Genomic DNA, 23,037 nt, shown 5'->3' on the forward strand with positions numbered 1-23,037 from the left:
TCGCCCGAGCAGAGACAAAACCATGCCCAAACTGATCATCCACATCGGCTCGCAAAAGACCGGATCAACCTCGATCCAGACATTTTTAACGCAAAACCCGGACAAGATGGCCGAAGCCGGCCTGTCTTATGTCAATGCAGGGCGCGGACCGGCAGCGCATAACAAGCTGGCGTTCAAACGGGATACCGAACAGTTCCCGCGCATCATGAACCGACTGGTGAACGAAGTGCAAAGCAATCCGGACAAGACCCATGTGATCTCTGCCGAGATGCTGTTTACGACCCGCATGGGCCGCGCGATGGCTGAATTTTTGCCCGACGATCTGCGGGCCGAAACACAGATCATCGCTTATATCCGCCGTCAGGACAAATTCCTTGAGGCGATGTACAAACAGGTCGTCAAAACGGGTCGCTTTAAGGGCACAGCGCAGGAATATGCAAAAAAGCGCGAAGCCGCACTCATGTATTCAAAAATCCTCGGCGTCTATGCCGACGGGTTCGGGGCGGACAACGTGACCGTTCTCCCTTACGAGCGGCCAAGGTTCAGAGACGGCGACGTGATCCTTGATATGTGCGCCCATCTGGGCATGGACAATGTCACGCGCGACGACTTGCCCGAAAAATTCTCGAACATCACTCTATCACGCGAAGTGTCCGAAATGCTGGGCCTGATCTCAAACACCACAGACATCAACATCGCCGAACTGATCCGTGTGATCATCCGCAACGATGCCGCAGGGGCGTTCTATTCAGGCGACAGCTACTCTCCATTGGAACGGCGTGAGATTGCAGACAAGTATACAGACGACAACGAGGCCGTGCGCGCCCGCTTTTGCCCCGATCTGGAACACCTCTTTGACCTCAGCGATTTAACTGGCGATCTCGATAGCGCAGGCATCCCGCCGGCAGAGCAATTGCTGCGGCTCCGGCAAGCTCAAACTGCAGTGTTTGAGGCAATCGGGCAGTCCCACACATCGAAATGCGAACCGGCCTAAGCCCATGATGACGCTGGTCCGGCCACAAACGTTTACATACGCACAGCGCGGGCAAGCCTCCCTTGATCTTGACCTTTACCATCCGGGCGGCGGCCCTGCCCCATTGGTGCTTTTTGGTTATGGCGGCGGGTTCACCAAAGGCTCAAAGGATGCGAATGTGCACCAGCCGCTCGCGCAACGTCTATGTGCGGCTGGCTTTGCGGTCGCCCTTCCGGACTATCGGCTGAAAACGTCGCCCGAACACGTCGACCCCGAAACGTTCGCTCAGATCACGCGCATCGCAAACCGGGTCGAACGGCTTGGCTGGGGCGTAAAACGTAAGCTGTTCGATGTCCGACTCTATACAGCCTGCGAAGATCTGTCAGACGCCCTGAAATTTTGTCGTGCGCACAGCGACCAAATGCAGATTGCAGGCAGCAAAATTGGGATGATGGGAATCTCAGCAGGCGGACTGGCGGGCAATACCCTTTGCTATGCTCCGCGCCTGTGGCGCAACCGGTTCGATAGCCCGGATGTCATGGTTTCTCTTTGCGCGCCAGTGGTGCACCCTTGGCGTATCCGGGAAAAAGGCGTGCCTACCTACGTCCTGCACGGACGCAAAGACCGGATCATCCCCGTCGCCTCCAGCGCCACCACCGCAGAGACCGCACAGGTCACCGGGGCACCGATCACTGTTACCATGCCACCGGACGCGCCGCATATCGGCATCGATACTTATGTGCTCAGCAGACACAGTGCCTCAGGTCAGCTCTATATTGATGATATCGTGGACCATCTGCGCAAGCACATGGGTGTCAGAGGCCGATAAAGGTCACACCCTCGATCCCGGCAACGGCGCTCAGATCATCAGCGAAATGCTCATCCATCCGCGCCTGCGCTGTCGCATCCCATCCAGGCAACACGATCTCGGGGCGTACCGCATCTTTGTGCGGAAACCGTTTCAAAAAGATGGAAATCACCTGCGCACGCAAAGCATCCGGCATGCCCTCGTGACCATCAAGGTATTGAGCGAGGCGTGTCGCGCCCTCTTCGTTCATCATATTCCGAGCCGCCCGAATTTTGGCCGCCTCAGAAAAAGACGCCTCCCGCTGAACCGCAGCCTCTATGATACTTCCCCAGACCATCGGGGCTTCGTCGGCGTTCCACGCGATAATGGACGCGTCGGGGCAACTGTCACGCAGAGCACGCAACACGACCGCCCATTGCAGATCAAATGGATCAGGCGCAATCACTTCGATCCCCGGATAGGCCCTGCTTGCCACCGCCTGAGACAACAGATGGGCCGGGTTGCACAACGAAATCATGAAGGTGACCGGAGCAGGCGCAAGAGCCGCACAATACCCGGCAGCACGGGGTCCAATTTCATAGAACCAATCGCCAGCAGGGCAGAAATTGGCCGACGGTTGCATCAGTTCCAACACGCGCAGAACGCAGTGCAAATCACGTGGGCCCTCAACCTGTTCCAATCCGAACATGGCATCTATTGTATCCGGGCTGATGGGTGCGCCCCCGGATTGCGCCGCATAGGCGGCCAGCAAGCCGCGATAATGCTTGGGGCGAGGAACAAGCACACCTTCGACGCCTTCAGCCATCAGGCTCCAGATCAGGGGTGCGCCCCCGTCAAACCGTGTCCCGATCTGTAGCGTAAAAGACAATTGTCGCGTCACAAACAAACCCCGGATCGTCACTTACCTGCCGAGGCGCGCGATCGCCCCACTCCAAGGCAACGAGTTACGATATCTGAACTGTTCTGACCAGACGCATGGCATTCAAAGGTATGCGGCTCAGGCGGCTTCGCTCAAGAGGGCGCGTACTTTGCCAAGCGAATCGACTGCTGCATTACGCACGTTCACTGGCTTGAACCCATTGTTTCCGTCTACGGCCTGGAAGAAATCGGTGTTTAGCTCGGCAAGGTACTCTGTCATCACCCTAACGGCATCTGCCTTCAGCTTTTCGCGCTTGTCGCCATCGGGCTCCTGAATCAACGCGTCCAGCGCATCCTCCAGCCGTCCATCCAACTTGTCGAGATAGGCGAACAGCCGTTTTGTTTCGCTGGCTATGCCCGGAAACTCATCCTCATCGCAGGTGTTAATGATGGCATCCTGTAACTTTGTCATTTCTGCGCTTAGGCTGGCGCGTGTCCTGATCCAATCCAAACGCGCATGGACAAAGGGCACCACGCCGGCAGGTATGTCCTGCTCGGCCGCAGTCTGTTCTGCCGCCTGCGCGTCAGCAATCAGTTTGCGCAGACCGGGGGCGGCCTTCATGCCACCTGCAAAATCACCCGCTTCGCCCTTTTCAATGAAGTAACCCAGAACGGCGCGCATTTTGGTCACATCACCCAAATTGCGTTGCAACAAATCAAGGGCGACGGGCTCCAGGTCCGCACGGGCATCGCGCCATGTTACATCCAGAGCGTCAGTATCTTGGTTCGTATCGTCGTCCTGCTGGTTGTCCCGGGCAGTGTCACCCGATGCCTCATTGGCAGCACGGTCAACGGCATCCGAAAGCGCCTTGAGGGTTTCGGTGGCTTTTTTAACGTTGCCCTTTTCGATTTGGGTCAACAAAAGCGCGTGTGCCGCGCGCAGACGGGTGACACTTTCTGCATCCCCCATGGAGTCAAGCCGCCGGGACAGGGCAGCAGCATCTTGGGACAAGCGTTCCAACGCTGCATCATTTTCCGGGTTTTGCGCTGCTCCGGGTTTGGCCTGAGCCCCCAGCTTTGTAATTGCATCGTCCAGCTTGGCCAATGTGGCCTCGGCCGCGTCCAACTGTCCAGCTTTCATCGCAGCGACTACTGTTTTGAGTGCCTTGGCCATCCGCGGCTGCGCCTTTTCGGGCAGCCCACCTATCGCACCCTGCAAAGTCAGCGCCTGCGCCTTCAGCTTTTTGAGGCGTTCCTCATTCGTGTTGCCATCTTGAACGTCATTGCCGCTTTCGGAGTCTTCGCCCTGTTCTTCTGCCTGAACTTCGTCCTCGGCATCGTTGTCTTCATCATCATTGGTATCCAGATCCGGATCATCCGGCAGATCCTCGATATCCTCTTCGAGAACGTTGCCGTCCTTGTCCATGATAACAATGTTCATGGGGACCTTTTCGGACTTCAGAAACTTCTTCAGCTTCTTGGCGGCCTGCGGCACCTCTTTGAGACATGTCAGCATCATGACCCGGCCCTTGACGCGGGCAGTACCAATGGCGGCCTTGGTCCCGGTACCTTCGCCACGGGCCACGCGGCCAATCACCTCGGGATTCTTCTTGCGGTCCAGAACAAACACGTCTTCTTTGGGATCGTTGCCGGGGCAATAGGCAAAGTTCAGGTCCCGCTTTTTGGCCAGCTTCACAAACTTCTTCAGCTCCGGCCCGCGCAGTGCAATATCACCCATGACAATTCCTTTCTTTGGCAATCAGACCACCCAGCCGGGGGCGTACAATTGCAAGATAGCCTACACAAAATCCCAAACCTGACAATTCCCCAAAGGGGTCAAACCAGTTTCTCATTCTCGACCAGGTGCTGATAAAGGATGCGTGCGGCCCCGATGCCAGACTTTCTTATGCAGCAGGTTCCGCTGTGCGATCACTGACCATCGAACGTGAATGTCACAGGATTAACCTAGCGCAGAACGCCCGACCCACCGATGGACAGCTTGGGCTTGGCTGCTGGCGCCGCCGGTTTGGGCTGTGGCGCCGGAGCCGCGGCGCGTGGCGCTGCTGCGGCGCGCGGCGCCGTCGAGGTCGTTGTCTGCCGCGCTGGCGCTGCGGCAACCGGTATCTCGCATTCCACATCGCCATTCAGGATGATGGCGCGAAACAAATCTTGGGTCGGGGCAGGATCTGGCCAATCGACCGACGCGATCTCGTCAAAATATTCACCCACCGACCGGCGCGATCCCGGGCCCCAGGCCCCATCAATGCCAGAACGGTAGCAATTCATCCGGGCCAGTTCGGTTTGCAGGACCGCGTTCAACTGATCTGCATCCGGGTCCAGATGCCCTTCGGAGATCAGACGCTCGAACAGGATCGGTTCGTTTTCGCGCATGGCCTCGCGCGCGGCCAGATCATCGAGGGAAAAGGAAATCTGTTCGACAGTGGCCGGCAGCAGGGTTGCCAGCCCAAATTCTTCTTCCTGACCCGGCGCGATCAACCCAACGATAATGGACGGCTGCGGCAACCCGACAGCCGCACGTGCGGCAACCGGCGTGGCGCCAAGCCGTGTGGCCTCAAACACAGGGGCGGAGTCAATCACGAGTGCAGCTTGAACCAGCGTGTCACCCTCATCCGCCAGATCAATGCCGATGGGTGCAATCTCAAGGCCCTGCGCCAATACGGCCGGAACAGGCGCCAAAGCTACGGCAGCCACAAGACCAGTCAGAACATATCGGCTGCAATGAAACACGCGATTCACCTCAAGGCGGAAACTACTGGGAAAACCTAGCGCAGGGCGCCTAAAACTGCAAAGCGTTGTATCGCTTAAACCCCACTGATTCCTTAAAAATCGATACAATCATAGGTATTGTGCCGTCGCGTTACTCAGGTGAATAGGCAACAATCCGCCTCAAGACGTTGAAATTGTACGCGTAAAATTACCCAAATGGGCGAACTGTTGCCGGAATTCCGCATTTGAGACGTTTTGCAAACCTTTCCCCCTCGCGGAAAGGCAATCCCATGCTACATATAAGGTATGAAACACGTAGCTCTCCTCTCCGTATCGCTTGTCGCCCTTTCCGGGACGGCTGGTCTTGGTCTGTCTTCTTTGCATGACTTCAATATGAATGTGCAAACTTCAGCCCTAGCAACTCCTGACAGCATTCCTGCCGAAAGCGGGTTTGTGATCCCTGATTACGTTCCAAATTCGGATCAGTTCACGAATGTCGCCCCGACGCTTGATGCGCCGGCCGTATTCGAAACACCGGCAGCACCAGTCGAAACTGCGGCACTTGGCGACTTCGACATCGCCCCAGAAGAAGCGCCTGCAGCAGTTCAGTTGGCACCAGAAGTCCGTGAAGCGATCAAAGCCCCGACCCGCTCAATCGCCAACAAGGCAAGCGCAACTCCAGCGCCAGCGTCCTTGGGTAAGACACGGTCCTTTACGCACACGCCAGACGCGTCGACACGTATCGACTACGTCATCGGCGTCTATCGCTAGAGCAAGTCCAAGTACGCGCAGGGTTTTTCCTGCGCGCATTGGCGCATCTTAATCAATCAAGAGTTGACAGGCTTAGGCGGAGAACCGCTAATGCGCATATCTTTTCGATGTGCGCATTACTTGGAGGTTCAGATGAATCGTACGCTCACGGCATGTAGCTTTGCCCTTATCTTCGCAGGCACATCCGCCATTGCCCAAGAGGCGACCCCCGGAATATCCCTCGAACTCAATCGCGCCACCCCCTCTTCCGAGGGCGGCTGCCAGTTGGTGTTTTTCGGTCAGAACGGTCTGGACGAAGATTTTGAGGAAGTAGCTTGGCGCCTCGCCGTGTTTGGCTCTGATGGTGTCTTTCGCAACCTCCTCGGCCTGCCTCTAGGCGCGCTCAGCGCCGGAAAACGGCGAGTGGTGCAGTACAACCTGCCGACGGCATGCATCGATCTGTCGGAAATCATCGTCAACGACGTGGCCAGTTGCGCCCTTGCAGGTGCGGGTGACAGTGACGCCTGTCTCACCCAGTTGACGGTCACGTCCCGCACCGATATCGCCTTCGGTCTCTGACCGTCCTCCTGCAACGGCCCAACCCTCGAGAAAACATATGTCAATTTTCCAGATCGCTTCCCTTGGTGTCTACGGCCTACTGGCCCTTCTGTCGCTGGTGGCCATCGCCATCGGGCTCTACAAAATCGCGCAGTTCGCGCGTCTTGGGGTCGGGCGCAGGTCAGAGGCAGAGAGGATACTGGACGACTGGCTGAACGGGCGTGTGGATGAGGCGATCAGCGCCGCAGGACGCCGCCGCTCGGTACTGTCGCGTATTCTTCAGGCCGTCTTTTCTGGTATCCAGGCCCGCCCCGCTGACGTGACATATGCCGAGGAACTGAGCCGCCAAACAGCGATCATTGAACTGGCAACCATGAGCGAGCGGATGCGCGCTCTGGACATGGTGGTGCAGGCCGCACCCATGCTGGGCCTTCTGGGTACGGTTGTGGGTATGATCGACGCCTTCTCGGTCCTCGCGGTGGCCGAAGGGGCAGTGGACCCGGCGACGCTCGCCGGTGGTATCTATGTGGCCCTGACGACTACGGCCGCCGGGCTGGTCGTGGCCCTGTTCGCCTTCTTCATCGCCACATGGCTTGAAGGGCGGATTGACCGCGAACGCAACATGATCGAAGCGCTGATGTCGGCGGCCATCCACGGACGGGTTGACCCCAACTCGGCCAAGTAAGCGGGTCAACAGAGATGGCATCTCGAAGAGCCCCCCTGCCCGAGCGCCCAAGGCGCTACAAGTTCGTTCTGACACCGCTGGCAGACGCCATGTTTCAGTTGCTGATCTTCTTTATGCTGACATCCAGCCTTGCGCCCTACTCGCTGATCACACTTAAAACCGCGCCCAAAGAGGTGACGGAAGAGGACGCCACCGCAAACGCAGGCGGCAATGACCCCACGCAACCCGCGCCCGCCAATCCGCCCAGCGACGTGACCCTCTGGACCGTGAAAAACGGAACGGTGACCTCGGCCGGGATCGACTACAACATCGACCAACTATCGGCCCTTGCCGAAGCGCTTGGCGAAGGGTCTCCCGGCAATGTCGTGTTGCTGGTGACGGGTGAAGCACGCGTGCAAGATGTCGCAAGCGCACTCGAAGCGCTCGAAGGGGCCAATGTCGGCGCCGTGCAAATCAGTCGCGGGGGGGCCTGATGTCCAATACCCGCCTGCCTCCACCACGGCCAACCAAAGCCATCGACTCGTCGCTTGCGATCGTGAACATCGTACTGCTGCTGATCTTCTTCTTTTTGGCCACCGGGTCTTTGATCGCCTCGGATTCGGTCGAAATCGACCTGCCTGAAACCACCCAATTGCCTCTTGATCTGTTGCCCAAACCACTCTTGGCGGTGGACGCAGATGCGGCGATGACGCTGGACGGTGTGCCGCTGGAACCCGGCGCACTGGCAGAGGCGCTGATCGACTTTCCAACGCTGCACGTGCTCGCCGACCGCGAGCTGGGTGCGGGGGTTTTACTAGACCTGCTTGCCGCCGAAGAACTTGTCGCTGTGAGCGTCAAGCTGGTGACATTGCACGGAAACGTGGCTGAGGGCGAAGAATGAGCTTTTTGCCCCACGGAGCCCCACGCGCTGTGCCGTGGTACGGGTCGTTCCTGGCTTCATTTTTGGGGCACGTGGGCCTTGTGTCTTTTGTGCTGTTTGGCGGCGTGATTGTGCTGGTGCCCAATCCCCCGGAACAGGACGAACCTGAAATCACGGTCAGCCTCGAAATCCTCGACGCCGCTTTTGTCGAAGAACTTGAGCCAGTAGATGACACCAACCTTGTGCCAGAAGATGCTGAGGTGACGGAACCTGACGCGCTCGAGGCGGAGACGCCTGACGATTTGGCCGCCCTTTCACCAGAAGATCAGGAGCTGCTCGCCCCGGAAGAAGAGCTGCTGGTGCCTGAAGAGGAAATTGTCGAACCAGAACCCGAGCTTGCAGAACCGGAGACTGTCGAACCAGAACCACTGGAACCGGATTTGACCGAACCAGAGGTGATCGAACCCGAACCCGTCGAACCGGAGGTGGCCGAACCCGAAGTGGTTGAGCCCGAACCACTGCCAGAACCAGAGCCTGAAGTCGTCGAGGCCGAGGTGATCGATCCCGAGCCATTGGAGCCCGAGGTTACGGAACCCGAAGTGATCGAACCCGAGCCCGTCGAACCAGAGGTCGCGGAACCAGAGGTGATCGAACCAGAACCGGTTGAGCCTGAAGTGGCGGAACCAGCACTCATTGAGCCTGAACCTCTGCCGGAGCCAGAGCCAGAGATCGCAGAGGCGCCAGAATTGCCCGAGCCGACCCCGTTGGCGCCCGAACCAACAGCCCCCGAGATCGACGATCTTCTGGCCATTGACGATGGTGTGGTAAACCCCCTTGCCGAAGGCGGAAGCGGCGTGCTGCCGCCCGATGACGTGATCCCGCTCGAGGAAGATTTCGCAGCCCTTGTTCCCGAAGAAACGCCCGAGCCAGAACCAACCATCGTGCCCGAAGTTGTGGAAGAAGCTGCACCCATCGTGCTGCCTCAGGAAGAACAAGAAGAGGCTCCCGCCGCGCCTGAAGTGGCCGCCCTAGAACCCGAACCAACGCCCGAACCAGAGCCGGAACCTGTCGCGGAACCAGAGCCTGAACCAGAGCCAACGGCAGAGCCCGAGCCAACAACAGAACCTGAACCCGAACCAACGGCTGAGCCAGAACCTGAAGCTGAAGTTGAGGAAGAACCCGCCGCCGCGCCGGCCCGCACGCCTCTGGCGAACCCGACGGCCTCAGACGTGGCCATCGGCCAGCTCTTGCGCCGCATCCGCGCCACTCCGCAAGAACAGTGCACGCTCGCCCTGCCCCGCCGCGCGGGCGGTGACGCATTGGCAGGTCTTGCCATGATCGGCGCAGACGAGGCCGTTCTTGATGCCCAGGCCGAAGAAATCCTTGCCGCACTGGACTTTTCGCCTGTCCAAACCCGCGAACTGCTTGACCCGCGCCAATGCGCGACACTGGATGCCCTGCGCCAAAGCGACAGCTACCCGGCCAACCGCATCGGGCTGTCACTCGATGTGACCGACCTGCGCAGCGGTGATTTTCTGACAGGGCGCATTCTTGGGGCCGGAGGGCTGTACGTGACCCTGTTGTTGGTCGATGACAACGGCGTCGTGCAGGATCTCGCCCCCTTCGTGACCATCGAGGGCAACACGCCGGTCTTCGAGGCCCCAGTGGCCCGCTCTGGCCCTGCACGCGCCACACGGCAGGTGTTGTTGGCCATCGGCACCCAAGGCGCACCGCTTGACCTGTCCGGCGAAATCGGGCGCGAGGCTCAGGAGGTCTTTGGCCCCATCCCAGCCGAGACGCTGCAATCAATGGTATTTGGCCTGGCAACCTTCGACGTGCAATAATCGGCTGAGGCACTCAGAAACACCTGATCTGGAGCGCGCACCATGAAACCTGCCATCCTGCTCACCTGCGCCGTTTCAACCGTTGCTCTCATGGGCTGCGCCACGGTTGGATACACGCCTCCCGAAGACTCCGGCCTGATTGGCGTGCGGCCCTACCCGAATGCAGACGACGTCTGTGTCGTGATCGGGGAAAACGAGCTGACCCAAGACTATCTGGATGACAGTGCAACCCTGATCGGGTGCCCAACCCAAGAACGCGGCGCCATAAGTGACCGCATCAATGACGGCGGCATCACTTTAGAAACTGTCGGCGACTGGGTTCTGCTCTCCGTTCCGGACTAAATTACGCCGTCACACACGTACGGCGCGTGCCTGCAATATTTGATGTTGGGCGGAATCATGGTTTGCGTGTAATACTCAACGTACGATTTTCAAAAGCCATTAAAAAATTTGGACAAATTCCATGTTAAAGAAGTTGATGACTTTCCTTGCTGCTAAACTACCCCTTGGGAGAGCCGCATTCAGAGCGGGCCTCGCCCTCACGTTCGCGCTTGCGGCAACATCGGCGCAGGCAAACATCGTGACCTGTTCCTTTGCCAAGGTCACGGCGGCTGGCATGGGTAGCGCCAAAAGTACCCGCGAATTTCTAGGCGAAGTGATCTATTTTGATACCGCCAAAAACAACGTTCAGGTAGAATGGGAAAAGGGCAAATCTAATTGGATAACCCCAGAAGAGATTCTGAAAAACAATCGCTTCACGACTTTCATCATCTACGAAGATATCGAATTCAGTGATGGCGAATTAACTGTCAAAATCCTGTTCCGGCTTTTCAATGACCGGACAAAAGCAGAAGTCCGCTCGGAACCCCAAAAGAATGCAGGGCCCAGCCGAGAATGGAACCAAAACGCGGCGCGCTACGCTTGTAGCTAGGGCAGGCGCGGCCCTACCGCATCGGCTCCAGAAACGCGATGCCCACAGTCCCCTGCCCGCCCACGGGCAACTCGCGGGTCAAAAGAGGGCGGTAAATTGCCGAGAATTCCCGCTGATCACGGCCCACTATGACGACAATCGGAATCAGCGTATTTTGACCTTTTATGGTCCCTGTGGCGCGCAACGCGACGGAGCTGAAAGGACATTTTATGTTTCCACCTTCCGTATTGAACGCCATGACTCCGATTCTGATGTCCATGCCATGGGCCAAGCATCTTGAAGAAGCGTGCAAGGAAGCTTCCAAAAAGATCGAGAAAAAGGCGAAATCCACTGTAGCCAAAAAGCTCACCGCCAAAGTTGTCGAAGGGCTAATTTGTACCGAGGCGGGCAAGCTGGACAAAACCTTGGTAAAGGCCGGCACCGGGGTTGTGAAAAAGCAAATCGATAAGACATCCAAGGACGTCGACAAAGCGATCGAGAAGAAAGGCGCCGCAACGTCTCAAGGGGTTGCACTCACGGGTCTGCGCGCCGACCTTGACGCGGCGAAAAAGCAACGCGAAGCGCTGGCTTCGGGCAAGCCCATCAAGCTGCCCAAACCCAAAGGCGGCGGTATCCACGTCCCGATAAAAGTAAAGGTCTTGTCCAAGGATAAGGTCGAACTTCAGATCGAAGGATTCATTGGCGTCGACCTGCAAGAGATCCCAAAAGGCAAAATCCCGATCACCTATGGCGTGATCGGGCTTGGCGGACGGTTCTGAGCCGTAGCATTCGCAAAAACAATAGCAGCGCAACGCGTGGGGATGTCCCGCGCCGTTGCGCGCTTTGGCTTTCGTCAGTCCGCCAAACTACCGTGTCAGTTCCAGAAACGCGATGTCCACCGCCCCCTGCCCGTCCAAGGCCAACTCGCGGGTCATCAGCGGCAGAATCACGTCCGCCGTCGTCCCGTCCTGCATTGCCCCTGCACGCACAAGAGCAGAGTCAGATGCCAGCGCAATGACCATGTAGATACCCGGTGCCGCCGACGGCAACCGGAAGGCAAACCGGCGCTCGTCCCCGATCGGATCGTCAAACTGGCGCATCAGCGAAAACACCTGGCCATTAGGGTCGACCAAAGCCAGCCAGTTCTGACGACCCGCACTGCCATGGACAGTGCCCAGAACGCCGGTAGACCGAGACATGGAGTTGTCCGACAAGGCGATCTCGATGCCACTGCCACGAGTGCCCTGGTAGGCGCGTGCGAACTCCAACACAGCACATTGCGGAGCCGAAACACCACGCGGAACCATCTGCGGGTTGCTGCCAAACTGCGCCCCAAAGGCGGAACTCAGACCCTGCAACGGGGTCAGGTCATTGGCAAAGCCCTCAATCAGACCCGCATTGGGGCCATGGGCCCGCAGACCGGCAAAGGCGCAATTTTCGGGCACTGCCGTCGCCAGAAACGCCGCACGGGTACCATCGACACGGGTCAGACCCTCTTCGACTGTCTCTGCTGCCGCTGCTTCTTCGCCGCCCGCGCCACCAAGACCGGACAGAGCATCCCCACCAAGAAAGTATGCCGCCGCTCCGGCGGCAGCGATCACCAACGCACCAATCCCAAGGATCAGCCCCTTGCCACCAGACTTCTCTTCCACCCGAGGGGTGGTCGGAGGCATCGTGCTGGGCGCGCCCGTGGGCGCACCTTTGGCAGCCGATGGCACCGATTGCAGACCCGGCACAACCCGGTCAGCCACAGGGGGTATGGTAAAGCGCAGACGAGAGCCCCCGAGGCCAGTTTCGCCCTTTAGCACCCTCAGCTCTTCGATGACGGCGGCCATGCTGGGCAAGCGATCCTTGGGATCAGGTTGCAGCATGTGTGCGACAAGGCCCTGAAACTCTTCCGGAAGGAAGGACAAGTCTGGCACAGTCTGACGCTTTTGGACGGCTTCGACAAAATTTGTGCCCATGGGCATCGGCGTTCCGGTCAACATCCCGATCATCAACAGACCCAAGGAATAAACGTCACTCGGCCCTTCTGCCTGACCGCCAAAGGCCCCCATCTGCTCGGGCGAGACATATTTCAACTTGCCCGCAAACTCGTTCCCGATGGTGGCTTCTTTGACATTGTCAGAGCGGGAAATACCAAAGTCGATCAGAACTGGTTTTTTCAGGTCACCATCCTGCAACATCACGTTGTCAGGGGATAAATCACGGTGGATGACCCCAATATTGTGAGCGCGGTCCAACCCATCGGCCAGTTTCATTGTCAATTCAATGACCTGATCGCTGTCCAGCGCACCAGTTTCCTTCATCTTGTCAGAAAGCTTGGTGCCCTCGATGAACCCCATAATGATGGCGTGCAGGTTCAGGGTCTGGTTTGGGGGCACATAGGCGAAATAGCGCACGATGGCATCGTGATGCAGCTGGCGCATGGTGCGCGCCTCGCGCTTGAACATGGCTGTGACTTTGTCGTCCTCAGCCATTTCGGGCAGGATCACCTTGATGGCGACATTCTCGCCGGTGCTGATCTCACTGCCACGGAAAACAGAGCCCATGCCGCCCTGATCAAGGCGCTCTTCGACCTTGTACATGTTGTTAATGACGGTGCCCGGCTCAAGGGAACTCAAGGGCGTCGGAGCCGCCCCAGGAGCTGGCGGGGCAACGCCTAACGTGTCGGTGTGGGTCTGCGGACCGGGACCCGCGGCCGTCGCGGTCGACGGGGGCGGCTGGGTCACAGCAGGCGCTTCTTCGGGGCGGGCCGTGCCACGGCGCACGTCGGTGACAACCACGGTGCGGTCATCATCATCTTCATTTTCGGGGGCCGCAGGGGCCGCCGTCGGCGGTGGAGGCGCTGTTGGAACCGGAGCAGCCGCCGTAGGAGGCGGAGGTGCAGTGGGCGTCGGGGCCGCAGGAGGCACAGTGGCAGGCGCAGGTGGCGAAGAGGCGTCACCCGTCACGGCATCAAAATCATCAGGAATGATGTTAGGGTCCTGCTCTTCGTCTACAGGAGCAGGCTCTGTTCCGGGAATAGCCTGAAACAGAACCGTTTTTTCATCATCATCATCTGACTCAGGCGGCGGCGCGTTATCGGGGCTCTGGTCTTTCTTGTCGTTCATAACTCGCCCCTGAATTCGGGATATTCGCCCTCTATCGCCAAGGCTGGGAAACCGGCCTTGTGACAGCGCACCATGATCACGGATACGTTGTCCTTGCCACCCCGCAAAAGCGCCATGGATATCAGTTGATCGCACAACGGTTCTAACGAGCCATGAAGGCCCGTGTACAGCACATCAGCAAGTTCGGCGTCTTCAAAATACTCAGTCAGCCCGTCCGAGCACAAAAGAAAGACATCCCCTTCCAGCAATGCGCCTTCAACCATGTCACATTCCGGCAATTTGGTCACGCCAATAGCGCGGGTAATCACGTTCTTACGAGGGAAGTTCTCGGCTTCTTCCGGGGTGATCGCACCGGTATCCAGTAGGGCCTGAAGTTCCGTGTGATCGCGGGTGACGCGGGTCAGCTGATCGCCGCGCATGCGGTAGATGCGGCTGTCGCCGGACCAGATGCAGGCAAAGTGGTCTTGTTGGATCAGCAAGGCCACAACCGTCGATCCAATGGTGCCGCTGCCAAGTTCGGCAGCCTTGTTCTGAATACGGGTGTTGGCCGCCGTCAGGCGGGACATGAACCGGGCGCGCAGGTCCATGGCACCGGTGGGCAGGCCAACAGTGTCCATTTCTGCGCAGATGGTCTGGCTCGCGAAATCACCGGCAGTGTGCCCGCCCATGCCGTCTGCGACCACCCAAAGGCCTGCTTCCGGGGTGGCCATCACACTGTCTTCGTTCAGCGTGCGCACACAGCCTACATCGGTGCGTAGTGTCGTCTCAAACGACATCATCTCGTCTGCGGCCATCACGTGTTTGTTCATTATTAGGTCCCACTCCCTGCATCTTCTTGTTGCGACGCTTCTGCGTCGGTCTTCTCGTTCACGCGCACCCGTTCCGCCAACAGCCAGCGCAGCGCCTGTGCGTCCGGCAATCCGTTCACCGACAGCCAACCCGCCTCTCGCGCGGGCGTGCCCTCGTGCCACCAATGACTGCGCCCATATTGCGCACAATAGGCATCCGCCTCACCGGCATCAGCGAACAGACGGGACAGATCATCGTCCCCTCGCATACCCCATAACATACCTGCCTGCTCCGCGTCATACGGAGTTCCGTTCAGGGCCACTCCGTCAAAATCAGCGATCAGGCTTTGCACCCCACCCTGCCCTGCCGCGTGATCTTCGATCTCTGCCAGATGGGCCGCAAGGTCGACGTAAGGGGTAGGATCATGCGCGGCATGAACTGGGGGCGGAGTGACCGCTCCTGTCAGGCCCAGCATCAGCGGATAACGCCGTCCGACCCGGTCCGTACTGGTGCGCCAAATGCCGCACAGGGGTGCACCCAGCACATCCGGCCCAATCCAGAACCGCAAATCAGGGGCCGTGTCCCAAACACCTTCCCAGACCTCCCCCAGCATTTCGCGCGCTTGGGGCATCACATCCTGCACCCACGCCTCCAACCGGTCGTGCACATCCCGCTCCATGCCCCATGACAGGAAATCCCCGAACCCGGGATGTTTGCCATAAAGCATGACGCTCATGAGGCTATTCCAAAGCGTTTGAGCACATAATCTCCTTAAAGCTCTCGCTCAAAAATGGAACATCCGACCCCTCGAACTCAAGCCTAAACGTCGCTGTATAGGGCCCAATGCGGTGGACGACCAGCGCAAGAGCGCCACGTGTCTGCAAGGTCTCTCCACTCAGAAGGGTCAGCATGGACCATTCACCGCCAACCACATCAAGCGCAGGTTGGTCAGGAACAGCCAGCGTGACCGGTGATCCATTCGTCCAGACCGCAGGCACCGCGGGTCCCGCAGGGGTCAACTCCAACAGTTGCGCACCAAATCCCACCGTTACGGACGAGATCGCAGGACTTACCGTCATCAAGCGCAAGGTAAACGGCACAACAGGCCCCGAGATGCCCGGCGTAAAGAAGGCCGCACGGACCACCTCAGATGCGGCCAACCGCTTTGCCGCACGGGCCGAAACGGCGCCTGTGGTCTCATCGGCCAACTGCTCCATCCGCCCGCCATAGCCAAACACCGACGCAAAACCGGCGCCCACAACCGGAGCACCGGGCACACAGCGCGCACGATCAAGCGCGACCAACTGCGCATCAACAAAGCCCGGCGATAGTGCCTGCTCCACCTGCCCGACCAGACGAACTATTGGCGCAGGCACGCCCACCGGCATAGCCAATGTATCACGCAACGACCCCTGCCCGCTTGCCGCCACCACGCCAGCGCGGCCCAGAGCAGTCAAAACAGCATCCAGCGGTCGCCCCCCCTGCGGGCCCTCAAGCAACGCGTGCCACGGAGCAAAGGGTCGTTCCACCAAACTGGCCTGAACCAGCATATCAGCAGTCGGAGAAAAATTTACGTTATTTTTCAATGTTTTATTTGCAATTTCACTCAATCGGGTCTCACGATCGACCGCCCCAGCCAATGCAACCAACGGGGACGCCGCCGGATCAGCCAGCAAGGCCAAATTGGCCCCCGGATCCCCAAAGGCCACCCGGTCCAGCATCCGTGACCAAGCACGCTCAAAATCGCGCGCGTAAAGAGCATGGACCTCTACGGACAACTCCGCATCAGAGGCCAAAGGCTGGGTGTCAGCAGCGCCCAAAACCCAGGCGTCAGCCTCTAACTGCGCAGCTGCATCCACAACAGCCGGCTCAAAGAACACCCAAAAGCCCTCAAAGGTGAACAGGCCGGGCACCGCCAATGTGGCGGGCGGGCGACCATCCACCGTACTTAACGCGGTGTCAGGCAAAGCCTCCGCCAAACGCCACCCCGGCAAAGTACCAGCCTGAGACCGGATCGCGCCATAGGCCCGGGCCGCCGGAGGTACATCGGCAATGGCCTCTCGCACCCGGTCAATCAACGCGCCATTCGCGCCAACCAAAGGTGTGACCCGACCGTCCAGCTCCAACATGGCCGCCAGATGAGTATTGATCGCGCGATACTCGTTGTCCGCGCCAGCATATTCTTTGGCCCAGCTTTGGGCAAAATAAGACTGAATGGCCAGGTCGTCCTCGCGGCCATCCTGTTCCTTGGCCAGCAGGATATAGACCTTGAGGGCGCGGTAAGCGTCGATCTTGCTGTCCCTTGCCAAATACCTCGCCAGATCTCTTTCCACCTGCAACATCATGCGCGGGCGCAGCAACTGTTCCAGACTGTCGGAATAGGCCTGCACCGCTGCGCCACGCAGCGCATCGCGTCGTGACAGCCCGACATCCTGCAGGAACTCCTGCGGGCGTGGGTTGGCATAGCCTGCTGGCAAGGCGCGCACCGTGTTCAGCGCAGGCAACAGCGCCATGGTCGCCGGGTTCTCGATGCGCTGCGGGCCAAGAAAGGATGCCGCACGTTGCTGGTAAGCCTCCGTTTGTCCCGCGACTTCACGAACCAGCGTCGCATTGCTCCAGAAACTATAGGCCAGAATGCCCATAACAGCGCCACTGGCGAGGCCGATTGCCGCCTTGCCAAACCCACGCGCAATGGCGCGACGCATCACGCGGCCACGGTCATATCCAACCCAATCCCGTTCGGCAAAAACGACCTTTTTGAGCAGGTCATGCAGAAAATAGCTGCGCCCCTTACCGGATAGGAAGCCGGTGGTCATGCCCCCTGCCCCTTCGCCACCCATCGCGCCCAGCACCTGATCAATCGGCGTGCCGTCCTGCGTCCCGGAGGTAAAGTAAAACCCGCGCAAAATCGCACGGATCGACTGTGGTTTCTCAAACACCGCACTCAGGAACGTGGTCACATTGCGTTCAAGCAGCGCCATCTGTTCGGGGAAATCAAAAATGGCGATGCGCGTTGCGCTGTCCTTTTCCTCGACCAGCAGGTCCGTGACCTCGTCCGACAGGCGCGACACCATTTGATCAAAGGCACGAGAGGCCGCGCGGTGCGTCTCCTCCCTCCGGTTTCGGGTCTGGAACGTGTGGCCCCAGACAGCCTTGCGGCGATTTTCGTCAAAGCCCCCGAAATACTCGCGAAAGCCTGAAATCATGTCCGCTTTGGTAAAGATCACATAGACTGGCACATGGGTTTTAAATGCCTCATTCAGCTCTGCCAGACGCGCCCGCACCGTCTCTGCATGGCGTTTTAGACCCTCAGGCGTCTCGGTCATCATGTCCGAGCACGCAAAGGCCAGAATGACGCCGTTGATCGGCTGATCGGGCCGCGCGGATTTCAGTTGCCCAAGGAACGACGTCCAGCTGTTACGGTCCGCCATCTCGTCACTGTCTTGGGTCGTATAGCGTCCTGCCGTGTCGATCATCACGGCCTGTTCGGCGAACCAGAAATCACAGTTCTTGGTCCCACCAAAACCAGTTATCGAGGCCGCATGTTCGCCCGGAAATTCCAAACCAGAATGGACAAGTGCCGTGGTTTTCCCTGCCCCCGGTGGCCCAATCAGAATGTACCACGGCAGATCATATAGTGCAGCGGACCCGCCCGTTTTCTTCAGACGCGTTAGCGCCGCACGCATTCGCTCTGCGAGCAACGGTCCGTCGCCGGCCTGAGTGGCAAGCAGGCTTTCTTCAAGATCGGCAGCCGCCTTGCGCCGCGCCCGCCACCGCACAATCGCGCCAAGGACCAGCAGTGTCAGAATGCCCGCGATCAGCCCGGCACGCACCTCGACTGTCGCCAGCCAGTCGATGCCTGCAATCGGCAAGCCAAACCAGATCGCTGCACACAGGGAAATCACACCAAGCGTGGTGATGAGTGCCGACAACCATGTGAAAATCTTCATCACAGCTGCTGCTCCTTGCGCAACAGGATGTCGACTCTGCGGTTTTTGGCACGCGCCTCAGGCGTGTTGGCCGGATCAAGCGGTTTGGATGGCCCAACACCAACAACGGACAAACGGGTGGGTTCGGTCAGATACGGGGCAAGCACATCTGCAACGGCAGCAGCGCGCGCCTCTGACAGGGCTTCGTTCGTCTTGAACTGTCCACGCCCGTTCAGGGGGATGTTGTCGCTGTGCCCCTCAACGATGATCCCGCCCGGCTCGGCCTCCAAAACGGTGGCGATCCGTGCGAGCAGTGGGCTTTCTAAATCCAGCGACGGCGCCCCTGACCCAAAGCTAAGCGCATCACCAAGGCGGATTGCGATGAAATCGCCCTCTTCCTGTACGGTGGTCAGCCCCTGAGAAATGAGATCGTCCAACTGGTTTTTGATCCGGTCGGATTGGCCTGTGGGCGGCGCTTCGTAGACGACGACTTCGACCACTTCGGGCAGTTGAACGCGGGCGATATCCACCGGTGGTACGGGGCGGTGCAGGCTGATGATATTGTCCTGGGTGGCTTGCGCCTCATTCGTGAGAACCCATGCCAAAGAGGTAAAAAGGGCCACGACCATGCCCGCTGCCACTCCGGCCACGATCCACAGCGGCAAAAGCGGGCGCAGCCGACGGCCACGCACCACCACGGGCGTCCATTTTTTGGACAGGTCCGGGGCAGGGCGCGGCACCGTATTGCGCAGACGCTCGTACCCGGCGGTGCGCAGTGTTGTAAGCGCGCGCGGTCCGTCAGACGCGCCGCGATAGTCACCCTCGAACCCCAGCGAAAGACAGGCCAGCATGAGTTCCAGAAGCGGCGTACGTTTGCCCGGGTTGGTCAGGATGTATTCGTAGCGATCAAAGAACCCCGCACTTGCATCCGTGTCGTCGAACAATGTTTTGACCAGCGCGTTTTCTTTCCAGAACGCAGGATCAGAACCGGGCAGGGTGGCCGCGATATCGTCGCATGTAGCTGCCAGTGCGTAACGCCCGTCCTCGATGTCGTCGGGGTCCATTTTGGCCGCTTCGCACCGTTCCCTAAAGGTCTGGATTTCTACACGAAGGTGGTCACGCAAAGGGGCGCCGTGCATCTCTACCCGACCTGTGCGCAGGCGCCCGAGAATGCCCAGAATATCGCTTGCCGCCGCCAGCATCGGGTTCGCACCCTTACCCACGGCCCGTCCCGAATTCCGGGTGGCCGCAAGCAGAGATACCTTGTTTTCTGGGGGCGCTGCCTTGCGCAGCTTGGCCTGCCGCTTCAGCTCAGACGGCAACAGTGGTTTGGGGGCAGGGGGCGTAGGCGCGGGCAGCTTTGCCCCGATGATTGTACTTTCGTCAGACGGTTCAGGTGCCCGGACTTGATGCAAAGGCGTCTGGACCGGCTGCGGACGGGCAGGGGCGTGCGCTTCGGGCAGTTTCTGGCCAAAAACCGTGCGCTCTGCGTCATCTGTCTGTGGCGCCGGAGGCACCGGTTTGGACGCGACTGGTGGCGTCGGAGCAACCGGCGCGGGCGCTGCTTCTGGGGGCCGTCCAATAATTGTTTTGTCACCGTCATCCTGCACCGGCATTGGGCGCCCGATCACCGTTTTGTCGCCGTCATCCTGTACAGGCATGGGCCGTCCGATGATCGTCCGGTCGCCATCGTCATCTTTTGGAGAGTCAGTGCCCGCCATGAGCCCCCCTGCAAAGGGCGAGTCCCAAGCCTGGTTCCTGAGGTCCTATCTGCACGTTCGCGACCATTCCGCTCAGCCCTTTTGTCTGCCAACTTAGCCCCATATTTTCATGGTGGGGTGGCGACTTATCTGCCGTTTTCCGCACTGTGCGGCTTTCGTTCCCTTGGGTCAAGTTTTGAGGGGAAATCAGCACCCGTAAGAAAAGTTGACAGCTGTCAACTTTCCCCCGGTTTTCCAGAAAGTTGACAGCTGTCAACTTTCTCGCCCTGCCACTGGTGGCGATTGGATTAATGCCATGACCACACGGGCAACAGAGTATTTACCGATCTGTGCCTGTTCCGTCAGTTTACGCAAATATCCACCGGGTGCGCGGATGTCATCGATGCGTTGAAGCAGGCAACACACGGTGAGCCCGGCCACTTCGGGGCCCATAGCGTCAACTGCGTCGTCCCAAGCGGAGGGGCTGATCCCGATCATACCGAGCAGGAACGCGCCCAATCGCGAGAGGTCTGCAAAACTATTGATGGGGCCTTGGGCATATTCCAAAGCCTCTGGCACAGCGCGAAGGACCAGACCAAGTGGGATGGGCACCTCAGGCTTGCCACCCGTGCCATCCTCAGTCTTTGGAGCAACCACGTCTGTCACCGCTGCGCTACATCGCCCTGCACCAGATGAGCACAAGCAGTGATTTGCGCCGTGATCTACACGCGCATGTCAAACGCAGTGCGGCCCTGCATGTCTGGGTTTGGGGCGGAACCCTTGTGGCGGCCCCTGAAATCCTGACGCTCGCTGTCGGGGCACATCACGCGCCCACAGTCGCACCGGTGTTACGCGCCCTCGCCGTTTTGGGCCTGCTCAACGCCCTGCTCATGCCGCTGAACCAGGCGCTGATGGCACGTGGCCACACCACGCTGGTGCTGAAGCGGACCGCCCTGACGCTGATTCTCAGCGCCGCATTCATCGCCCCTGCCCTCGCCTTGTCGCTGGTAGCCGCGGCGACCGCACTGTCGCTTGCCGCACTGTTGACCGCGCTTTGGTTCACCGCCCGCGCCTTGGACAAGCTGGACCTTACGGCAAGTGACCTCACCCCTGCCCTCGCTCCTCTTCTGGCAGGCACCGCAATGTGCACACTGTTGGTTGTGTGCCCGCCACTCCCCCTTCTCAGCCAAATCGCACTGGGCACAACCCTCTACATCGCACTGCTCAGGCTCAAACGCAGCCCATACAGGTATCCCGCATGAAACGCCTTGTCTTCCTCACTGGCCATTTTTCAAAGCAGAAACGGCGCACATCCATGCTGTGGGTCACAGACCACCTTCAAACACTAGGCTGGCACGTGACCTACATCACCGTCGGATACAGTTGGCTGTCACGGCTGAAGGGGGATAAGCGGCTAGCGGCGCTCGGCTATATGCCCACCCAGGGGACAACACAGATCAGCCCGACACTCACAGCCTTCTACGGGCTGTCTCCGTGGCACCCCGTCAACTGGCAGAACAGTGTTCTGAACCAAGCAACAGAGCCACTAAACAGGCTCTATACCGCCTATTGGGCACAAAAACTGCGCACGCCGCTGGCCGAAGCCGATGTAGCCATCTGTGAAAGCGGCGCACCGGTCATGCTGGCGCCGCTGGTCAAACACTTTGCACCCCAAGCGACACGCATCTACCGGGTATCGGATGACATCCGGCTGCTCAATGCACCCAAGGCACTGCTGCAAGCCGAAGCGGCTCACCACCATTTTCACCGCATCAGCACGGGCAGCCCGCTGATTGCCAGACGGTTCGCGGATCACCCCAATGTCACCATCGATCCCATGGGGGTCCCGTCTGATCAGGTAAAGGTCAAAACAACTGACCCATACCAACGCCACAAAGATGAAAAGATTGCGGTTTGCGCAGGCTCGACGCTGCTCGACATGGGGTCTATCGCACGCACCGCCAAAGCCTGCCCGAACTGGCAAATCCACGTGATCGGGCAGCTGAAATCAACGCCCCCTGCCCTGCCCAACGTCACGTGGCACGGCGAACAGCCCTTTGCCAAGACGCTTGGCCATATCCAGCACGCAGACATTGGCCTTGCGCCATTTCAGGACGTGCTAGGCGTTGAATATCAGATCACCAACTCCAACCGCATCCTGCTCTATCGCTACTACGGCCTGCCGATCCTTGTGCCCGCACGGTTGTGCAGCCCCGACATTCCCAGCCTGATCAGTGACAGCGCCCCAAACTGGCCGGAGCGCTGCGAAAGTTATGGTCGCCAGCCCGAAGCGATCCCGGACTGGTCTGCACTGGCTGACAGTCTGGTTCAGAATGGCGTCACAGACCCGCCCGAATACACCTCCAGCGTTGCCGCGCCGGTGGAAAACCCACGGGTGAACACGGTGCCACCATTGGCCTCCAGCGCATAGTTGACGCTGGCACCTGCCGCGTCTGCACTGGCGTTCTGCAACCACATTTGTGACTCGTTTGAACATTTGTAGGCAATGGACGACCCATCTAAATCCCGCGCGA

The 23,037-nt window shown here is 59.2% G+C and carries 22 protein-coding genes; 13 read left to right on the plus strand and 9 right to left on the minus strand.

Annotated elements, in window-relative coordinates; translation table 11 throughout:
- The first annotated feature begins 22 nt into the window (after positions 1-22).
- Positions 23-994, plus strand: coding sequence for a hypothetical protein (locus DHN60_RS17025; protein WP_108838530.1), 972 nt, complete (start codon positions 23-25; stop codon positions 992-994).
- Between the two features lie 4 nt (positions 995-998).
- A complete protein-coding gene (locus DHN60_RS17030; protein WP_108838531.1) occupies positions 999-1,802 on the plus strand; it encodes an alpha/beta hydrolase in 804 nt (267 codons plus the stop codon).
- Here DHN60_RS17030 and DHN60_RS17035 read toward each other — a convergent pair.
- The 3 genes from DHN60_RS17035 to DHN60_RS17045 form a co-directional block, all read right to left on the minus strand.
- Positions 1,789-2,661: a hypothetical protein gene (locus DHN60_RS17035; RefSeq protein WP_159089260.1), complete on the minus strand. Its 873-nt coding sequence runs from the start codon at positions 2,659-2,661 to the stop codon at positions 1,789-1,791. The genes DHN60_RS17030 and DHN60_RS17035 overlap by 14 nt on opposite strands.
- Before the next feature lie 117 nt (positions 2,662-2,778).
- Positions 2,779-4,377: a hypothetical protein gene (locus DHN60_RS17040; RefSeq protein ID WP_108838533.1), complete on the minus strand. Its 1,599-nt coding sequence runs from the start codon at positions 4,375-4,377 to the stop codon at positions 2,779-2,781.
- A gap of 227 nt (positions 4,378-4,604) precedes the next feature.
- Entirely contained in the window at positions 4,605-5,387 is a 783-nt protein-coding gene (locus DHN60_RS17045; protein ID WP_159089261.1) for a hypothetical protein, read from the minus strand.
- 285 nt (positions 5,388-5,672) lie between these two features.
- Here DHN60_RS17045 and DHN60_RS17050 point away from each other — a divergent pair, with 285 nt between their 5' ends.
- The 9 genes from DHN60_RS17050 (at position 5,673) to DHN60_RS17095 (ending at position 11,751) form a co-directional block, all read left to right on the plus strand.
- On the plus strand, positions 5,673-6,137 hold the full coding sequence (locus DHN60_RS17050; protein ID WP_159089262.1) for a hypothetical protein: 465 nt from the start codon (positions 5,673-5,675) through the stop codon (positions 6,135-6,137).
- Between the two features lie 132 nt (positions 6,138-6,269).
- Positions 6,270-6,695 (plus strand): hypothetical protein, encoded by a 426-nt coding sequence (locus tag DHN60_RS17055; RefSeq protein ID WP_108838536.1) that lies wholly within the window; start codon positions 6,270-6,272, stop codon positions 6,693-6,695.
- Between the two features lie 37 nt (positions 6,696-6,732).
- A complete protein-coding gene (locus tag DHN60_RS17060; RefSeq protein ID WP_199913694.1) occupies positions 6,733-7,359 on the plus strand; it encodes a MotA/TolQ/ExbB proton channel family protein in 627 nt (208 codons plus the stop codon).
- Between the two features lie 14 nt (positions 7,360-7,373).
- Entirely contained in the window at positions 7,374-7,832 is a 459-nt protein-coding gene (locus tag DHN60_RS17065; protein ID WP_108838537.1) for a biopolymer transporter ExbD, read from the plus strand.
- Entirely contained in the window at positions 7,832-8,239 is a 408-nt protein-coding gene (locus DHN60_RS17070; protein ID WP_108838538.1) for a biopolymer transporter ExbD, read from the plus strand. The genes DHN60_RS17065 and DHN60_RS17070 overlap by 1 nt, the downstream gene beginning before the upstream one ends.
- Positions 8,236-10,062 carry a hypothetical protein gene (locus DHN60_RS17075; RefSeq protein WP_108838539.1) on the plus strand — a complete coding sequence of 609 codons (1,827 nt, stop codon included), beginning with the start codon at positions 8,236-8,238 and terminating at the stop codon, positions 10,060-10,062. Before DHN60_RS17070 ends, DHN60_RS17075 begins: the two co-directional genes overlap by 4 nt.
- A 42-nt stretch (positions 10,063-10,104) precedes the next feature.
- Positions 10,105-10,404 carry a hypothetical protein gene (locus DHN60_RS17080; RefSeq protein ID WP_108838540.1) on the plus strand — a complete coding sequence of 100 codons (300 nt, stop codon included), beginning with the start codon at positions 10,105-10,107 and terminating at the stop codon, positions 10,402-10,404.
- 121 nt (positions 10,405-10,525) lie between these two features.
- Entirely contained in the window at positions 10,526-10,993 is a 468-nt protein-coding gene (locus DHN60_RS17085; RefSeq protein WP_159089263.1) for a hypothetical protein, read from the plus strand.
- 209 nt (positions 10,994-11,202) lie between these two features.
- Entirely contained in the window at positions 11,203-11,751 is a 549-nt protein-coding gene (locus tag DHN60_RS17095; protein WP_159089264.1) for a hypothetical protein, read from the plus strand.
- 87 nt (positions 11,752-11,838) lie between these two features.
- On the opposite strand, the gene DHN60_RS17100 is transcribed toward DHN60_RS17095, so the two are convergent.
- The 6 genes from DHN60_RS17100 to repC form a co-directional block, all read right to left on the minus strand.
- Positions 11,839-14,085, minus strand: coding sequence for a serine/threonine-protein kinase (locus DHN60_RS17100; protein ID WP_159089265.1), 2,247 nt, complete (start codon positions 14,083-14,085; stop codon positions 11,839-11,841).
- The gene (locus DHN60_RS17110) at positions 14,082-14,894 is read right to left on the minus strand and encodes a PP2C family serine/threonine-protein phosphatase (RefSeq protein ID WP_108838546.1); all 813 of its coding nucleotides are present in this window, start codon (positions 14,892-14,894) and stop codon (positions 14,082-14,084) included. The genes DHN60_RS17100 and DHN60_RS17110 overlap by 4 nt, the downstream gene beginning before the upstream one ends.
- A 2-nt stretch (positions 14,895-14,896) precedes the next feature.
- Positions 14,897-15,610, minus strand: coding sequence for a type VI secretion system-associated protein TagF (tagF, locus tag DHN60_RS17115; protein WP_108838547.1), 714 nt, complete (start codon positions 15,608-15,610; stop codon positions 14,897-14,899).
- 4 nt (positions 15,611-15,614) lie between these two features.
- A complete protein-coding gene (gene tssM, locus DHN60_RS17120; RefSeq protein WP_108838548.1) occupies positions 15,615-18,824 on the minus strand; it encodes a type VI secretion system membrane subunit TssM in 3,210 nt (1,069 codons plus the stop codon).
- The gene (gene icmH, locus DHN60_RS17125) at positions 18,824-20,524 is read right to left on the minus strand and encodes a type IVB secretion system protein IcmH/DotU (protein WP_108838549.1); all 1,701 of its coding nucleotides are present in this window, start codon (positions 20,522-20,524) and stop codon (positions 18,824-18,826) included. Before icmH ends, tssM begins: the two co-directional genes overlap by 1 nt.
- A gap of 252 nt (positions 20,525-20,776) precedes the next feature.
- Positions 20,777-21,169 (minus strand): replication initiation protein RepC, encoded by a 393-nt coding sequence (gene repC, locus DHN60_RS17130; protein ID WP_159089266.1) that lies wholly within the window; start codon positions 21,167-21,169, stop codon positions 20,777-20,779.
- 26 nt (positions 21,170-21,195) lie between these two features.
- Between repC and DHN60_RS17135 the strand changes: the two genes are divergently transcribed.
- Both DHN60_RS17135 and DHN60_RS17140 read left to right on the plus strand, forming a co-directional pair.
- Positions 21,196-21,765 carry a hypothetical protein gene (locus DHN60_RS17135; protein ID WP_234423683.1) on the plus strand — a complete coding sequence of 190 codons (570 nt, stop codon included), beginning with the start codon at positions 21,196-21,198 and terminating at the stop codon, positions 21,763-21,765.
- Entirely contained in the window at positions 21,762-22,934 is a 1,173-nt protein-coding gene (locus tag DHN60_RS17140; protein ID WP_108838552.1) for a hypothetical protein, read from the plus strand. Before DHN60_RS17135 ends, DHN60_RS17140 begins: the two co-directional genes overlap by 4 nt.
- The last annotated feature ends 103 nt before the right edge of the window (positions 22,935-23,037 follow it).

The organism is Tateyamaria sp. Alg231-49 (genome assembly GCF_900143535.1).
In the GTDB taxonomy this organism is placed as follows: Bacteria; Pseudomonadota; Alphaproteobacteria; order Rhodobacterales; family Rhodobacteraceae; genus Tateyamaria.

What these genes read in the sequence shown, in the direction of transcription:
- DHN60_RS17135 (WP_234423683.1), top strand. Translation starts at nt 21,196, where the DNA reads ATGAGCACAAGCAGTGATTTGCGCCGTGATCTACACGCGCATGTCAAA.
- tagF (WP_108838547.1), bottom strand. Translation starts at nt 15,610, where the DNA reads ATGAGCGTCATGCTTTATGGCAAACATCCCGGGTTCGGGGATTTCCTG.
- DHN60_RS17140 (WP_108838552.1), top strand. Translation starts at nt 21,762, where the DNA reads ATGAAACGCCTTGTCTTCCTCACTGGCCATTTTTCAAAGCAGAAACGG.
- DHN60_RS17060 (WP_199913694.1), top strand. Translation starts at nt 6,733, where the DNA reads ATGTCAATTTTCCAGATCGCTTCCCTTGGTGTCTACGGCCTACTGGCC.
- DHN60_RS17095 (WP_159089264.1), top strand. Translation starts at nt 11,203, where the DNA reads ATGTTTCCACCTTCCGTATTGAACGCCATGACTCCGATTCTGATGTCC.
- DHN60_RS17055 (WP_108838536.1), top strand. Translation starts at nt 6,270, where the DNA reads ATGAATCGTACGCTCACGGCATGTAGCTTTGCCCTTATCTTCGCAGGC.
- DHN60_RS17110 (WP_108838546.1), bottom strand. Translation starts at nt 14,894, where the DNA reads ATGAACAAACACGTGATGGCCGCAGACGAGATGATGTCGTTTGAGACG.
- DHN60_RS17075 (WP_108838539.1), top strand. Translation starts at nt 8,236, where the DNA reads ATGAGCTTTTTGCCCCACGGAGCCCCACGCGCTGTGCCGTGGTACGGG.
- DHN60_RS17025 (WP_108838530.1), top strand. Translation starts at nt 23, where the DNA reads ATGCCCAAACTGATCATCCACATCGGCTCGCAAAAGACCGGATCAACC.
- icmH (WP_108838549.1), bottom strand. Translation starts at nt 20,524, where the DNA reads ATGGCGGGCACTGACTCTCCAAAAGATGACGATGGCGACCGGACGATC.
- DHN60_RS17030 (WP_108838531.1), top strand. Translation starts at nt 999, where the DNA reads ATGATGACGCTGGTCCGGCCACAAACGTTTACATACGCACAGCGCGGG.
- tssM (WP_108838548.1), bottom strand. Translation starts at nt 18,824, where the DNA reads ATGAAGATTTTCACATGGTTGTCGGCACTCATCACCACGCTTGGTGTG.
- DHN60_RS17040 (WP_108838533.1), bottom strand. Translation starts at nt 4,377, where the DNA reads ATGGGTGATATTGCACTGCGCGGGCCGGAGCTGAAGAAGTTTGTGAAG.
- DHN60_RS17070 (WP_108838538.1), top strand. Translation starts at nt 7,832, where the DNA reads ATGTCCAATACCCGCCTGCCTCCACCACGGCCAACCAAAGCCATCGAC.
- DHN60_RS17100 (WP_159089265.1), bottom strand. Translation starts at nt 14,085, where the DNA reads ATGAACGACAAGAAAGACCAGAGCCCCGATAACGCGCCGCCGCCTGAG.
- DHN60_RS17080 (WP_108838540.1), top strand. Translation starts at nt 10,105, where the DNA reads ATGAAACCTGCCATCCTGCTCACCTGCGCCGTTTCAACCGTTGCTCTC.
- DHN60_RS17085 (WP_159089263.1), top strand. Translation starts at nt 10,526, where the DNA reads ATGTTAAAGAAGTTGATGACTTTCCTTGCTGCTAAACTACCCCTTGGG.
- DHN60_RS17050 (WP_159089262.1), top strand. Translation starts at nt 5,673, where the DNA reads ATGAAACACGTAGCTCTCCTCTCCGTATCGCTTGTCGCCCTTTCCGGG.
- DHN60_RS17065 (WP_108838537.1), top strand. Translation starts at nt 7,374, where the DNA reads ATGGCATCTCGAAGAGCCCCCCTGCCCGAGCGCCCAAGGCGCTACAAG.